This is a genomic window from Enterococcus sp. DIV0240d, assembly GCF_051711245.1.
Taxonomy (GTDB): domain Bacteria; phylum Bacillota; class Bacilli; order Lactobacillales; family Enterococcaceae; genus Enterococcus_D; species Enterococcus_D casseliflavus.
This window is the reverse complement of sequence record NZ_JBIOMG010000001.1, coordinates 2,611,828-2,626,504: the sequence shown is the minus strand read 5'-3', so window position 1 is coordinate 2,626,504 and position 14,677 is coordinate 2,611,828. Positions and strand designations below refer to the sequence as shown.

At 42.5% G+C, this 14,677-nt stretch carries 14 protein-coding genes; 4 read left to right on the top strand and 10 right to left on the bottom strand.

The features are described 5' to 3' along the window. Nucleotides 1-11: 11 nt before the first annotated feature. From IGJ25_RS12390 to IGJ25_RS12365, 6 genes are all read right to left on the bottom strand, one after another. Nucleotides 12-887, bottom strand: a complete 876-nt coding sequence (locus IGJ25_RS12390) for an IS3 family transposase (protein WP_413118969.1) — start codon at nucleotides 885-887, stop codon at nucleotides 12-14. Beyond that, nucleotides 857-1,423, bottom strand: a complete 567-nt coding sequence (locus IGJ25_RS12385; protein ID WP_016249835.1) for a helix-turn-helix domain-containing protein — start codon at nucleotides 1,421-1,423, stop codon at nucleotides 857-859. Before IGJ25_RS12385 ends, IGJ25_RS12390 begins: the two co-directional genes overlap by 31 nt. A 92-nt stretch (nucleotides 1,424-1,515) precedes the next feature. Then, nucleotides 1,516-2,322 (bottom strand): ABC transporter ATP-binding protein, encoded by an 807-nt coding sequence (locus IGJ25_RS12380; protein WP_015510090.1) that lies wholly within the window; start codon nucleotides 2,320-2,322, stop codon nucleotides 1,516-1,518. Beyond that, nucleotides 2,322-3,242 (bottom strand): ABC transporter permease, encoded by a 921-nt coding sequence (locus tag IGJ25_RS12375; protein ID WP_005229245.1) that lies wholly within the window; start codon nucleotides 3,240-3,242, stop codon nucleotides 2,322-2,324. The genes IGJ25_RS12380 and IGJ25_RS12375 overlap by 1 nt, the downstream gene beginning before the upstream one ends. Nucleotides 3,243-3,271: 29 nt before the next feature. Beyond that, nucleotides 3,272-4,249: an ABC transporter substrate-binding protein gene (locus IGJ25_RS12370; protein ID WP_010749214.1), complete on the bottom strand. Its 978-nt coding sequence runs from the start codon at nucleotides 4,247-4,249 to the stop codon at nucleotides 3,272-3,274. A gap of 498 nt (nucleotides 4,250-4,747) precedes the next feature. After that, nucleotides 4,748-5,908 (bottom strand): hydroxymethylglutaryl-CoA synthase, encoded by a 1,161-nt coding sequence (locus IGJ25_RS12365; protein ID WP_438779331.1) that lies wholly within the window; start codon nucleotides 5,906-5,908, stop codon nucleotides 4,748-4,750. Between the two features lie 192 nt (nucleotides 5,909-6,100). On the opposite strand from IGJ25_RS12365, the gene IGJ25_RS12360 reads away from it, so the two are divergent. Continuing rightward, a complete protein-coding gene (locus IGJ25_RS12360) occupies nucleotides 6,101-8,575 on the top strand; it encodes a hydroxymethylglutaryl-CoA reductase, degradative (protein WP_225001222.1) in 2,475 nt (824 codons plus the stop codon). 38 nt (nucleotides 8,576-8,613) lie between these two features. On the opposite strand, the gene IGJ25_RS12355 is transcribed toward IGJ25_RS12360, so the two are convergent. From IGJ25_RS12355 to IGJ25_RS12345, 3 genes are all read right to left on the bottom strand, one after another. After that, a complete protein-coding gene (locus IGJ25_RS12355) occupies nucleotides 8,614-9,333 on the bottom strand; it encodes a hypothetical protein (protein ID WP_225001223.1) in 720 nt (239 codons plus the stop codon). A gap of 114 nt (nucleotides 9,334-9,447) precedes the next feature. Beyond that, complete coding sequence (locus IGJ25_RS12350) at nucleotides 9,448-9,729, bottom strand: hypothetical protein (protein WP_015510084.1); 282 nt, start codon at nucleotides 9,727-9,729, stop codon at nucleotides 9,448-9,450. A gap of 26 nt (nucleotides 9,730-9,755) precedes the next feature. Next, nucleotides 9,756-10,601: an aldo/keto reductase gene (locus IGJ25_RS12345; protein WP_375352071.1), complete on the bottom strand. Its 846-nt coding sequence runs from the start codon at nucleotides 10,599-10,601 to the stop codon at nucleotides 9,756-9,758. Nucleotides 10,602-10,764: 163 nt separating this feature from the next. Between IGJ25_RS12345 and IGJ25_RS12340 the strand changes: the two genes are divergently transcribed. Then, nucleotides 10,765-11,769 (top strand): nucleoid-associated protein, encoded by a 1,005-nt coding sequence (locus tag IGJ25_RS12340; protein WP_005229284.1) that lies wholly within the window; start codon nucleotides 10,765-10,767, stop codon nucleotides 11,767-11,769. A gap of 195 nt (nucleotides 11,770-11,964) precedes the next feature. On the opposite strand, the gene IGJ25_RS12335 is transcribed toward IGJ25_RS12340, so the two are convergent. After that, nucleotides 11,965-12,324: a YxeA family protein gene (locus IGJ25_RS12335; RefSeq protein ID WP_015510082.1), complete on the bottom strand. Its 360-nt coding sequence runs from the start codon at nucleotides 12,322-12,324 to the stop codon at nucleotides 11,965-11,967. A gap of 246 nt (nucleotides 12,325-12,570) precedes the next feature. Between IGJ25_RS12335 and tuf the strand changes: the two genes are divergently transcribed. Then, the gene (gene tuf, locus IGJ25_RS12330; protein ID WP_005229289.1) at nucleotides 12,571-13,758 is read left to right on the top strand and encodes an elongation factor Tu; all 1,188 of its coding nucleotides are present in this window, start codon (nucleotides 12,571-12,573) and stop codon (nucleotides 13,756-13,758) included. 212 nt (nucleotides 13,759-13,970) lie between these two features. Then, nucleotides 13,971-14,600 carry a lysozyme family protein gene (locus IGJ25_RS12325; protein WP_225001225.1) on the top strand — a complete coding sequence of 210 codons (630 nt, stop codon included), beginning with the start codon at nucleotides 13,971-13,973 and terminating at the stop codon, nucleotides 14,598-14,600. Nucleotides 14,601-14,677 lie beyond the last annotated feature (77 nt).

Here is a 14,677-nt window from a genome sequence, read left to right as displayed (position 1 = left end):
AAGATTAACTGTTAGACAGCTGTTTTTACAGCTTCTCGAAACTGAACCGGACTTCGCCAATTTAATTTCTTTTTGATGCGTTTATGGTTGTAATAATAGATATATTGGTCAATTTTTGTTTTCAATTCATCTAAACTCCGATAGACTTCTCCATGAAAAATCTCTTGCTTTAATAAACCAAAGAAGTTTTCCATAGGTGAGTTATCTAAACAATTCCCTTTACGAGACATACTCTGGAAGATTTTATGCTGCTTCAATTTATTCTTATAAGCATTCATTTGATAGGCCCATCCTTGATCTGAATGGAAGGTTCTACGAAATGGACAATCATTTGTCATCTGGATTGCTTCTTCTAATCCTTCCATTATGGCTAGTGCGTTTGGTTTTTCAGAAATCCGATAAGATAGAATTTCACTATTGTAGAAATCCATGAAAGGATCTAAATACAGCTTTTTCTGACGAACGACACCTGCGGTGTCTACTTCATAATACTTAAACTCTGTGGTATCAGTTGTAATTTTTTGGTGACAGATATTTGTATAAAACCGACGATGAATACGATTTTTGGCGACAGTACCAACCTTCCCACGATAAGAATTGTACCGTCGAGATTTTCGAGTGTAAGACTTTACTTCGATACCTAGTTTTTTTATCAGACGTTGAATCTTCTTTTTATTGACATGAATCCCTTGATTCTCTAATTCTTTTTTTAGTCGCAGACAGCCATAGTCTTTATGCTCTTTGCGAATTTCAAGCATTTTTTCTTCAATTTCTTGGTCTGGGTTTGGTCTGTCAAACCGTTTCTGCCAATACATATAGGTTGCTTTAGGAAATTTCAATGTTTCAAGAAGCTCAACTAGTTTGAATGATCCTCGGAGGCTGGCGATGATTCGTGCGATTGATTCTTGCGTCTTTGCTGGGCTTCCTGTTTTCGCAGCTTCCTCAACTCTTTTAAAAAGGCATTCTCAATTTGAAGGGATCGGACTTGCTTTTCTAATGCCTTGATACGATCGCGTTCTTCAGTTGTTGTATTTTCTTTTTTGTTTTCTTTTTTTCTAGTCAAAGTAAGTGGTCGCCCTTTCTCTTTTGAGAGCCCCTCAATACCTGCTTCTCTGAAATTACGCATCCAATTGGCAATAAGCGCAGGGTTGTTCATTTCTAAAGTGCTAGCAACTTCTCGATAGGACATCTCACTTGTTTGATATAACTCTAGCGCATTTAACTTAAATTGAACAGAATATTTCTGATTTTGATGCTTTCTCAATAGACCTTCCTCTCCGTATTCACGATAGGCATTCACCCAATTACTTACTTGAGACTTGCTTGAAATACCGTATTTGTTGGCAAGATACCGATATCCGCCCACGCCACTAAGATATTCTTTAACGATTTTTAGTTTTAATTCAAAAGGATATTTTGCCATACAAATAACGACCCCCAAAAGTTAGATTATTTTGGTCTAACTTTTGGGGGTCGCTTCAAAAGGAGATTCTTTCTACGTGCCTTTTTTGCTTATTAAGAGCGTAAGAGCAGTTGGTCATCTTTCAACTCAGCACCACTATTTTGATGGAACATTTCCATCAATTCAGGGACCGTCAAATGCTGCTTTTGCTCACCGGCAATGTCTACGACGATCTTGCCTTGATGAAGCATGATCAGGCGATTGCCATAACGAATGGCATCTTCCATGTCATGAGTGACCATGAAAGCCGTCAACTGTTGGGACCGAATCAACTGATCGGTCAATGCCATGACCGTCAATGAGGTCTTAGGATCAAGGGCTGCGGTATGCTCATCTAATAAAATCAATTTAGGCTGCTGCAACGTTGCCATCAAGAGGGTGATAGCTTGCCGCTGTCCGCCTGATAGCAAACCGATCTCAGCAGAAAGGCGATTTTCTAAGCCTAAGTTTAAGCTGGCTAACTTCTCTTGGAAAAACGCGCGGTTTTTCGCTTTGACGCCTGTCGCAAATCCGCGGACTTGGCCGCGTTTGTAAGCCAATGCTAAATTTTCTTCAACGGTCAAACGAACCGCGGTCCCCATACGTGGATCTTGAAAGACCCGACTAATATCTTTTGACCGTTTGGTCACGGATAAACGGGTAATGTCTTTCCCATCTAAGGTGATTTTTCCTTGTTCTGTTGGGATCGTTCCTGCGATACTGTTTAAGAGGGTCGATTTTCCAGCACCATTCCCACCGATGATCGTAATAAAATCACCGGTATTCATCGTCAGGTCAATGCCTCGCAAGACATGGTTTTCATTGATCGTTCCTTTTTCAAAGGTTTGGTGTAGATTCTCGATTGTTAAGACTGAAGTCATTAGGATTGGCCTCCTTTGGTTTTTGGCAGCATCTTTTTAAGTCCTAGTTTTGAACGAAGCTGCGGTAAGGAGAGGCAGATGACTAAGACGATTGCAGATGCCAATTTGATATCGTTGGCCTCGACATTGAATTCGAATACGACGGCCAAGATAAAGCGATAAACGATTGCCCCGATCACGATGGTGATCAATCGCAAAAGCAAAGATTTATTGGCAAATAAAACTTCTGCAATAATGATCGATGCTAAACCGATCACGATCGTACCGATCCCTGAGTTCAAATCAGCGAAGCCATTGTTTTGGGCTAAGAGGGCACCAGAGAGGGCGATACAGCCATTAGAGATCATATAGCCGATAATCTTCATGTTATCAGTGTTGATGCCGTTGGCCTCGCTCATAGCTAAATTATCGCCCGTCGCTCGCAATGCTAAGCCGATCTCTGTACGGAAAAAGAGGAACAAGCACAAAATGACGATTGCCGCGAAGAGAAAGCCTGCAAGAATCACGGCATTGTTTTTGGTCAGTCCCATGGCTTGAAATTGGGTGAAGACCGTGTCTTGCCCCAGCAAGGCGATGTTGGGAGCACCCATCACACGATTTGTGATGGAATACAGTCCAGTCATCGTGATGATCCCCGCCAATAAGGCAGGGATTTTTAGTTTTGTGTGCAGCAGGCCAGATACTAAGCCGGCTACCATGCCGCCGCCAAAGCCCATCAGACTCGCTAAAATAGGCGAGAGACCATTCGTAATACTGATTGCTGCGATCCCAGCGCCTAAAGGGAAACTCCCTTCAGCAGTTAAATCAGCGATATCTAAAATACGAAAGGTTAAAAATACACCAATCGCCAGCAATGCCCAAAGGATCCCTTGAGAGGTGGCAGATTGTAGTAAGAGCAAGAATGTGTCGACTAAATTCATATGATTTCCTCAAATCTAAGTTAGTATGGTTATTCTGGTGCAGTGATGCTGGCAGGATCAATCCCTAAAGCAGCAGCCATCTCTTCATTGACGACTAACTCTAAATTATCCGCTGTTTCAACGGGCGTCGTTGCTGGCTCTGCATCGCCATCCAAAATTTTCGCTGCTAGTTTCCCTGTTTGAATGCCAAGGGATTTATAATCAATACCGTAAGTTGCTAGGGCACCATCATCGACTTGTTCTACGGAACCAGCGACGATCGGTGTTTTGGTTTCTTTGGCCACTTCGCCGACGATTGCAGCAGCAGAGGCAAAGGTATTATCTGTTGGAACATAAATGCCGTCAACATCTTTTGCAAGGCTGGTGGTTACTTGTTGCACATCATTGGTTGTATTGGCGGTCAATACTTTTACATCAACGCCCGCAGCTTTTAAGGCTTCTTCTGCCAAGTCAGCTTGGATTTTTGAATTGGCTTCACCTGCGTTATACATAATGCCGATCGTTTTGGCATCAGGCACGATGCTTAACAGCAAGTTGATCTGTTGCTCAATCGGCACCATGTCTGAAGTACCGGTGATGTTGCGACCAGGTTCTTCATTTGAATCGGCCAATTTCGCTCCAACTAAGTCAGTGACGGCAGTAACTACGATTGGGGTGTCGGTGGTTTCATTTGCTAAAGATACAGCAGCAGGGGTGGCAATGCCTAATAAAAGATCTGGTGAGGCATTCACTAGGCGTTCGCTCATACTTTTTAAATTGTCTTGACTGTTTTGCGCATTTTGGTATTCGATCGTTAGGTTTTCACCTTCCGTGTAGCCCGCTTCTGCTAAGCCTTCTTTGAACCCTTCGTAGGCTGCATTCAAGGAGCCATGTTCGACCAATTGTAAGACACCGACTGTTTTTGTTCCGTCGTTTTCTTCCGAAGTGTTGCTTGATTCTCCGCAAGCTGCCAATGCCAGTAGGGAAGCTGTCAGTAACCCAGTCGTGATCCATTTTTTCATTTTCATTGTAATTCCTCCTATGATCGTCTCTTTTTTTATGGGGGTTTACCTGAACAAAAAAATCCATTCAGACAATCGTCTAAATGGATTCGATCCTATACCAAGCGTAATCGTCTATTGGCAACCATTTAGAAGATTTTCTACATGGCTGCAAGTTCAAGTTAAAATGCTTTAGCCATCATAGATACAAACAAAACTCGTTTTTGGTTTGCATCCATAATGTGATATGAATACAAACTATCTAAAGTAGCTAAAGTAAAAGGTATTCAGTTGTGGGGATACGGTCGTGTTTAACATAAAAAGTTCCTCCAAACTTGAATTGATTTTAGTATAGACAAAAAAAAGCGTACTGTCAAATGTTTTTCCTGAATTATCTGAAAATTTTTGAATAACATGCAGAAAATGTTTGGAAAACAAGTTTTGTTTCAATCATTTTCAAAGAAAGAAAAAAACTTTGTTCCTTCAAGCTTTTTAGCTAAAAAAGAAGCAAAGTTTTTTTCAGGGTCATTCGTTTTCTTCTTTATAATAACGAATGGTATTTTTGATTTCACGAATACTATAAAGCAGATCATCTTCGAAGGATTGATCTTGATCGATATCGATCGTCTCATTGAACATCGCTTCGTATTCAGCGATCGTTAGTTTTTGACGGTCATCGAGCAACGCTTGGTGGGCCGCTTGCGCCAACTGTTTTTCATAGCCAGGTACCAACAAGCCGCTGAAAAATTCAGCAACCGCTCCAGATCCGTAGCTAAATAATCCGATTCGATCATTTGCTTGCAGGCTAGAGGAATTTTCCAATAAAGAGATCAAGCCCAGATACAGTGAACCAGTATACAAGTTGCCGGTACGACGACTGTAAACGATTGATTCTTCATAGCGAGCCATCAGGCGTTTTTGTTCTGTTTCATCTTTTTCGGCAAAAACAGCCAACAAGGCTTTTTTACCCATTTTTGTATAAGGGATATGGAAGCTCAAAGCCGCATAATCTTTTGCTGTCCGCTGATTTTTTTCGCAATGGGCTTGCCAAACTTGTTTGAAAGAATCGATATAAACGGCATTTGACAAATGACCATCTACCATTGGATATTGATGTCCTACTGGACGCCAAAAATCATAAATATCTTGCGTCAACATCAAATTATCATTTTCAAGCTGCAAAATTGCTGGATCCGCCGAGATCAACATAGCAACAGCTCCCACACCTTGAGTGGGCTCGCCACCAGAAGCTAAGCCATAACGGGCGATATCTGAAGCCACGACCAAAACTTTGCTTTGTGGATTGGCTTGTACATGGGCTTTGGCAAATTGTAAGCCCGCCGTTGCGCCGTAACACGCCTCTTTGATTTCAAAGGACCGTGCAAATGGCTGGATACCTAATAGGCGATGCAAAACCACTGCCGAAGCTTTTGATTCATCGATGCCAGATTCTGTTCCGACGATCACCATATCAATTGCTTGTAAATCTTCTTTCGAAAGGATATCTTTTGCCGCGTGCATGGCAAAGGTGACGATATCTTGTGTTTTTTTATTGACCGCCATTTGATCTTGACCGATCCCGATCGTAAATTTATTCGGGTCTACCTCTCGGGCGTGAGCTAGATCAACCATATCTATAAAATAGGGGGGGACAAAAAAATTTATTTTATCAATACCAACGTTCATTCCGTCGCTCCTTTATGTTCTACATACTTAGTAGGCTACACGTTCTAAGGTATCATATTTTTTGAAAAAAATGAAAAAGAATTGATTAGAATTTAAACTTTATTAAAGAAAGTAGAAAAGGGTGCGACAACCGAATGTGGGGTATTCTTTTTTGGAGAATTTAATGATATATTTCAAGAGGAGGTGACGTACGTGGAAGAAGTTGTCATTATCGACGCACTAAGAACGCCAATTGGCAAATACCATGGGTCATTAAAAGAATATACAGCGGTAGAATTAGGAACAGTCGCTGCAAAAGCCTTGTTGGCAAGAAACCAACAAGCAAAAGAACATATCGCACAAGTGATTATCGGAAATGTGCTACAAGCAGGCAGTGGTCAAAATCCAGGACGCCAAGTTTCCTTGCAAAGTGGACTTTCCTCAGATATTCCAGCCTCAACGATCAACGAAGTATGTGGTTCGGGAATGAAAGCGATTCTAATGGGGATGGAGCAAATTCAATTGAACAAGGCATCCGTCGTATTGACTGGTGGGATTGAAAGTATGACGAATGCGCCGCTCTTTAGTTATTATAACAAGGCGGAAGATCAGTATTCAGCCCCGGTGTCAACAATGATGCATGACGGATTAACAGATGCATTCAGTAGCAAGCCAATGGGACTGACGGCTGAGACGGTAGCAGAAAGATACGGGATCACTCGCAAAGAGCAAGATGAGTTTGCCTACCACTCACAAATGAAAGCTGCCAAAGCGCAAGCAGCAAAGAAATTTGATCAAGAGATCGTGCCGTTGACTGAAAAATCGGCGACCGTTCTTCAGGACGAAGGCATTCGCGCCGCTACGACAGTCGAAAAATTAGCTGAATTAAAAACAGTTTTCAAAAAAGACGGTACGGTGACTGCTGGGAACGCCTCAACCATCAATGATGGGGCGGCCATGGTCTTGATCGCGTCAAAAAGCTATTGTGAAGAGCATCAGATTCCTTATCTGGCAGTGATCAAAGAGATCGTCGAAGTCGGTTTCGCCCCAGAGATCATGGGAATCTCACCAATCAAAGCAATCGATACGTTACTGAAAAAGCAAGCACTGACGATTGAAGATATCGGTATTTTTGAGATCAATGAAGCCTTTGCAGCTTCTTCGATCGTAGTAGAACGTGAACTTGGTTTGGATCCGAAGAAAGTCAACCGTTACGGCGGGGGCATTTCACTGGGACATGCCATTGGAGCGACTGGCGCGCGGATCGCAACGACCGTCGCTTATCAGCTAAAAGACACCCAAGAGCGCTATGGAATCGCCTCTTTGTGTGTCGGTGGCGGATTAGGGCTAGCGATGCTGTTAGAAAATCCTTCGGCGACAGCAAGTCAAACGAATTTTGATGAAGAGTCGGCATCAGAAAAAACAGAAAAAAAAAAGTTTTACGCCCTCGCGCCTAATGAACGATTAGCCTTTCTTGAAGCACAAGGAGCGATCACAGCAGCAGAATCCTTGGTTTTTCAAGAAATGACGCTAAACAAGGAAACTGCTAATCACTTGATCGAAAACCAAATCAGTGAAGTAGAGATCCCGTTAGGCGTAGGGCTGAACCTGCAGGTGAATGGCAAAGCATACAATGTCCCGTTAGCCACAGAAGAACCCTCGGTGATCGCAGCGATGAGCAATGGAGCAAAAATGGCTGGGCCCATTACAACGACCAGTCAAGAACGTTTGCTTCGAGGCCAGATCGTCTTTATGGATGTTCAGGATCCGGAAGCGATTTTGGCAAAAGTTGAATCCGAGCAAGCAACGATCTTTGCAGTGGCGAATGAGACGTATCCTTCCATCGTGAAACGCGGCGGTGGATTGCGAAGAGTGATCGGTCGGAACTTCTCGCCAGCAGAATCTGACTTAGCAACCGCTTATGTGTCGATCGATTTAATGGTTGATGTCAAAGATGCGATGGGCGCCAATATCATCAATTCGATTTTAGAAGGAGTGGCAGAGCTTTTTCGAAAATGGTTCCCAGAAGAAGAAATTCTCTTTAGTATTTTAAGCAATCTCGCTACGGAATCGTTAGTAACAGCCACTTGCTCGGTACCTTTTGACAAATTGAGCAAGACCGGAAATGGCAGACAAGTTGCCGGAAAAATTGTTCATGCAGCTGATTTTGCCAAGATCGATCCATATCGTGCCGCTACCCATAACAAAGGGATCATGAATGGCGTTGAAGCGCTGATTTTGGCTACCGGAAACGACACTCGCGCCGTTTCTGCCGCTTGTCATGGCTATGCTGCCCGTAATGGCCGCATGCAAGGGTTGACTTCCTGGACCATCATAGAAGACCGTTTGATTGGTAGTATCACACTGCCGTTGGCGATCGCCACAGTCGGGGGTGCCACAAAAATATTGCCAAAAGCCCAAGCTGCGTTGGCATTGACTGGTGTTGAAACGGCGAGTGAGTTAGCTTCGCTGGCGGCAAGTGTCGGGTTGGTTCAGAATCTGGCAGCGTTGCGAGCATTGGTTTCAGAAGGTATCCAGCAAGGCCATATGAGTATGCAAGCCCGTTCATTAGCTATTTCAGTTGGAGCAAAAGGAAACGAGATTGAACAGCTTGCAGCTAAGCTGCGAGCTGCGACTCAAATGAACCAAGAGCAAGCCCGTAAATTTTTAACCGAAATACGCAATTAAAAAAGGTTCTCTAGGCATTTGTCTAGAGAACCTTTTGTTTATCGTTTCGAAATCGCCGTGTGGGCATACGCCTCGATCAATGGAATGACTTCTAATTTTACTTTGTATTTGCGCTCTAGCGCAGTTTCGATGGTAAAAGTATCACTTTCTGTTTCAGAAATCGTTGCTAGAACACGATCTTCTTTCGGGGAAGCTTCGATCACGATCGTTTCTCCTGAAGATTGTTTGGCAGAAAATTTAGGGAATGCTGCAATTTTTTCAGCAAATGCTGAAAAAGTCATTGTGTCGTCAGCAGTATCAGCCATTGTTTCAGTTGCTTTTTCTACTTCTTTAGTTGATGCAGAGGTAGTCGGTGCAGCCGCTTCAGATGGTGCTGATTCTTCCTTCACTTTCGCTGGTTCTTTTGCAGGAGCGGGTGCCGCACTTTCTTGCGTATTGGTCGGCAACCAGTAAGCAGCGATCTCATCGACTAAGTTATCGCTGAAACGATCAAGCAAACCAGCTTCTAGCCGTTGGATTCGTTTCACAACGATCTTGAAATTTTCATCTAAAGGAACAGCGATTTTTTGCTCTTTTGGCGTTTCCTTCAACAATTCAATCAATAATTCCTCTTGGTTTTTAGGATTGATATACACAGTCGTCGGAAGGTCAAACTTATCTGCTGTTTTGCGCTCGATCGCTGTAAACAACTGTTGTCGAGCTGTTTCATAAGACGGGCGGAATTGTTGTTTCAATTTTGCTAATTGTTTCTTTTTCATAATCTTCTCCTCTCGATCACTATCGATTATAAGGAAAATTTGCAGAAAAGAACAGTGATTCTCATGAAAAAATACAAAAAAATTTATATACTTCCTGAAAAAACACCAACGCTGCTAAAAAAGCGGCGCTGGTGTTTCTACTAGATCATTGATTTGATGGTACTTAGGCATCAGGACCAAAAGGTCATTTTCTCCAGTGGCGACTAAGTAGTTTTCCCAAAGAAAAAAGCGTGGTTCCCCAGTAAGTTTCTCGGTCAGCATCTGCTGATAGTCGCTGGTCGTCCATTGACGTGCTGGAAAGTGTTGGACTTTGTCTGGCCAAACGAGAAAAACAAAATCAGCATGTAAGGCTTTTTGAACAGCAGGGGAGAGGTGATTCAAATCAGTTTTTTTCATAGGCTTCTCCTTTATAGAGAGTGAAATTAAAACCCTGTCGTATCTGGATTGGTCGCTTTCCCAACCACACCATCTAATTGATCGATCGTTTTCATGTCCTCTTCAGATAGCTCAAAATCAAAGACGTGAATGTTTTCTTCGATCCGACTTGGTGTGACTGATTTTGGTAATGGCAAGAAACCATGTTGTAAAGACCAGCGTAATGCAACTTGAGCGATTGATTTTTGATGCTTTTCAGCTAATGCTTTCATTTCTGGTACATCAAAGATCTTCCCAGTACCTAATGGGCTGTATGCTTCAAGCAATACATCGTGTTCTTGGCAATAAGTCACGACTTCTTCTTGTAACTCGCCAGGTGCAAGGAAAATTTGATTGACCATTGGGAAGATAGTCGCTGTTTTTTTCAATTCTTCAAAATGATGTGGTAAGAAGTTGCTGACGCCGATCGCTTTGATTTTACCTGCTTGATACAACTCTTCAAAAGCACGCCATGTTTCTGCGTTCGCTGTTTGCCAATTGTCGCGAAAAGCCACTGGATTTGGCCAATGGATCAAGAAAAGATCGATATAGTCTGTTTGTAATTTTTCTAAAGATTCTTCAAAAGAGGACATCACAAGATCATAAGAATGGTTCGCATTCCATAATTTTGTAGTCAAGAAAAGCTCTTCGCGGGGAATGCCGCTTTCTTTGATCGCTTGACCAACACTGGCTTCATTTTTATAGCCTTGTGCTGTATCAATATGGCGGTAACCTACGTCCAGTGCTTTTTTGACTGATGCTACGGCAACGTCGCCGTCTGGTGTTTGCCATGTGCCAAAGCCTAGCTCAGGGATGGTCACATTGTTTGATAACGTATAGCTGTTCATGTTCATTCCTCCGTTTTCTGTGATACTTCTAGTTTAGCAGACGAGGCAGGAATTTCCAATGATTGCACCTTTTAAAAAGAAAGCGAATGTTGAAGGAAAATGCCGATTCGCTCTTGTCAGTTCGCCTATTTATTTTGTACACTAGACAAATGGATAAGGAGCGTAACCAATGGATATTTATTTGAAACATGCGATTTTACACATTGTGGACCGTCAAACAGGCGATCCAGTTTTTTCTCAAGTTGAACTTGATTTAACAACGGAATACATTCGTGATTATTTGACGAAGAAAATACAGAAACTTGCTACACCGCAAACCAAAACAGGTCGTTTACTCGAAACTTCAACGATCGCTCAATTGGTCAAACAAGCACCAGACGACTTTATCGCAGCCAGTGAAGCGATCGTGCAACGCTGGTATGAAGCGTACAAGGAAAGTGAAGATGCGCCAAGTGCGGATGCGTTTGTCGTCTTATATGAATTAGATACAAGAATGCAGCTGGCTTTTTTGAAGGTCAATTATCAAGATGGCTATACGCATTTTATTGATAATGGGGAGGCTGGGATCGAAAATAATTTGATTTTGCATCGTGCCTTACTAGCAGGTAAAACCCAAAAGGCAGATGAAGGGATCACGATCGATGTGGAGAGCTTAGACTTTGAACTGATTGAAAAGAAATATAGCTTTTCAGGTGAAAAATACGCCTACTTTTCAACAAAAGTCATTGATGCCGAACCGATCCCATCTTTAGAAGAAAATGTCAAAGTCATCAAAAAAGTAGCCGAAAAAATTGGTCAGAAATTTGAAACACCCACCTATAACGTCGTTGCCGATTTGAAAGAAGCGGTCTACGATACGATCGAAGAGTCTGGTCATATCGATGTGAGTGAAGTGGCGCAAAAAGTTTTTAAAGACAACATTACTGCTCAGCTTTCATTTCAAGAAGAAGTGGTTGAAAAAGGATTCGTCAATCAAGCACCGATGATGCGGGATGTTCGTGAAATCTCGGAGAAAAAATTTGGTAAGCAAAAACTAAAATTATCGAATGGAATCGAATTGATCGTTCCTTTGGATGTTTACCGAGATCCGAATTTGATCGAATTTATCAATAATCCCGATGGCACGATTTCCGTAACGATCAAAAATGTAGAAGAAGTGATCAATCGGATGTAACAAGAGCTGTTTCTAAGCAGACGATGGCAGAACAAGTACAAAAAAGCGGCTCTTTGTCAATAATGAAAATGGAGCTGAAGAATCAATTCTGATTCATCAGGCCCATAATTAATAGAGCACAAAAAGCAGGGCGTCCTCATTTAGAAAGAGGACGCCCTGCTTTTTTACAGACGCTTGCTTGATCGACAGCAGCAATTATTGAGGGGTCAACTTTTCGAGAGCCGCTTGAGGAACGTCTTCTTCAGAAACTTCTTCCCAGCTTATAACGCCTTTGTTTGGATTGACCAATAGTTTCAAATAGGCGCCTTCTTTCAAAGGAGCGGAACGATGTTCATTCATTTTGACCGTTTTGACGTCACCAGAGGCGCTGTAGGCTGTTTGTGTATAACGATAGATGTTTTCAACGACCCCCTCGTCACTGACCTCGGTATCGTGTTCCCCCGCATCGTTGATAACTGTATAGTAGTCACTTCCACCATAGTAATAATCATAAGTAAGGAAGCAGCCGCCAAGGAAAATTGCTGTAAAAACCAGCGCTGCAATGATTTTCTTCACATTTCTCACCTCATCTTCTATTATTCATAAAAACTAGGCTTGCGTCCAATGGATCACAAAAAGCAAAGAAATTCTTAGGGATTAGTTGCCGAGACCTCTTGCTTGACTTTGACTAATTTTGACCTATAATAAGGGTAGATTTAAACTTACAAAAAATAAGTTAATCCTTATCTCTTTGGAAGCGTAAATCGCAAAAATATGATTCGAGTCAACCAACGACTCAACTTTCTCTAGGAGGGAAACAATATGGCAAAACAACATTATGATCGTAGCAAACCCCATGTCAACATCGGAACGATTGGACACGTCGACCATGGGAAAACCACCTTGACTGCTGCAATTACGACAGTTCTTGGGAAAAAAGGGCTTGCCAATCCGCAAGATTACGCAAGTATCGACGCGGCTCCTGAGGAACGCGAACGTGGTATCACAATCAATACTGCTCATGTGGAATATGAAACGGAAAAACGGCACTATGCCCATATCGATGCACCGGGACACGCGGATTATGTGAAAAATATGATTACAGGGGCTGCTCAAATGGACGGCGCAATCTTGGTCGTATCAGCGACAGATGGCCCAATGCCACAAACACGGGAGCATATTTTGCTTTCTCGTCAAGTGGGTGTGAAACATTTGATCGTCTTTTTGAATAAGACGGACCTTGTCGATGATGACGAGTTGATCGATTTAGTTGAAATGGAAGTCAGAGAATTGCTGACTGAATATGATTTTCCTGGCGACGACATTCCTGTGATCAAGGGCTCTGCGTTAAAAGCCTTGGAAGGTGACCCAGATGCTGAAGCAGCGATCTTAACGCTGATGGATACAGTAGATGAATATATCCCAACGCCTGAACGAGATACTGACAAACCATTGTTGTTACCGATCGAAGATGTCTTTTCGATCACAGGACGGGGAACCGTTGCTTCTGGTCGGATCGATCGCGGCATGGTAAAAGTCGGGGATGAAGTAGAAATCGTCGGAATCAAACCTGAAACACAAAAAGCAGTCGTGACAGGGGTAGAAATGTTCCGCAAAACGATGGACTTCGGAGAAGCTGGCGATAACGTAGGGGTATTGTTACGGGGCATCACCCGTGATGAAATTGAACGTGGCCAAGTGTTAGCAAAACCAGGTTCTATCACACCGCATACGAAATTCCAAGCGGAAGTCTATGTGTTGACAAAAGAAGAAGGCGGTCGCCATACCCCATTCTTTAATAACTATCGCCCACAATTTTACTTCCGTACAACGGACGTAACTGGGAATATCGTTTTACCAGAAGGAACGGAAATGGTGATGCCTGGTGACAACGTAACGATCGATGTGGAATTGATCCATCCGATCGCTGTAGAAAATGGAACGACCTTCTCGATTCGTGAAGGTGGACGAACAGTCGGTTCTGGTATTGTTACCACGATCGAAAAATAATGATGAGTGAAACAGTGCTTCCTTTTGAAGAAGCGCTGTTTCCTTTTTCTTGTCGAAAGATCGCCAATCCCTCGGTCAGCTTAGGATTGCTTGTTTTTTTCTAAATAATCTTGTGATTTTATTAAGGATTTTTTAGGAGAGAAAAAATTCTAGTCAGCCCGTTCATTTCATAGTACGATAGATTCTGACTTAGAAAAGATGGGATGTATTTGATGAGAAAAATTCGACGTTTCCTAGGATTTATACTGAAGCTGGCCCTCGTGCTGCTGCTGATCGGGGCAGGGGTTTGGGTCTATCGAAACTACACGGCATTGAAAGCTGTCTATGCGTATGAAGAAGCAATCGCGCAACAGACGCAAGCCCACGACATCTCTGAATATCAGTCATTAGCCATGAGCATCATGCTGACGGAGTCAAAAGGACAAGGCAACGACCCGATGCAAAGTTCTGAAAGTGTTTATGGAAAACAAAATCAGTTCGATACGCCAGAACAAAGCATCGAACAAGGTGTTTCCTATTTAGCTGAGTTGATTGAAAAAGCCGAGCAAATGAACTGTGATCTTTGGACCGCCGTACAGGCGTATAATTTTGGTACAGATTATATTGATTATGTCGCTGGCCGAGGGGGAGTGAACACCTTAGAGTTAGCAGAAACATATTCCAGAGAGGTTTTATCTCCATTGTTAGGCAATGATACGGAACAAACCTATCGTTACTGGGGCATCCAATCCGTATTTTATAATGGTGGTCACCTGTATCATAACGGCGGCAATTTATTCTACGCTGATTTAATAAAAATGAATCAATGGAAGATCAATGTTACGGCGCGTTTCTTTTCATAAGCGTTGTAAAATAAGTGAAACAAAAAAGCTTGAAATACAAATAAAATATGGTAAAATCATTATGAGTGATTCTGTCT